The organism is Mameliella sp. CS4 (genome assembly GCF_019392335.1).
Taxonomy (GTDB): Bacteria; Pseudomonadota; Alphaproteobacteria; order Rhodobacterales; family Rhodobacteraceae; genus Antarctobacter.
In genome coordinates this window covers 1-231 of sequence record NZ_JAHXRQ010000310.1, presented here as the reverse complement: position 1 = coordinate 231, position 231 = coordinate 1, and the positions used below count along the sequence as shown (strand labels likewise).

Sequence of the window (231 nt, the reverse complement as noted above, 5' to 3'; positions counted from 1 at the left end):
GCCACGTTGTGGGTGCTGTAGCCGCGGGGGATGCCGAACCCGATCAGGCGGGAAAGGACGGCGCGGAAGTAGCGCGCCACGGTTGGCGCCGACTGAAGCGAATCGATAGCGCGCTGGGCGTCAACCGTCGTGATCTCGGCCACGGGCGCCTCGCCCCAGAGGGTTTCGATCTCGCGTAGATGGCGGTCGTAATCCCGCTTGGTGAGGATGCTCAGGCCGTCGTAATCGGCA

General features: G+C 66.2%; 1 protein-coding gene. It reads right to left on the bottom strand.

The genetic code is table 11. The features are described 5' to 3' along the window. Window positions 1-231 (bottom strand): hypothetical protein (locus KZZ07_RS27515; protein WP_219520238.1); only part of this gene is annotated, 231 nt, incomplete at both ends.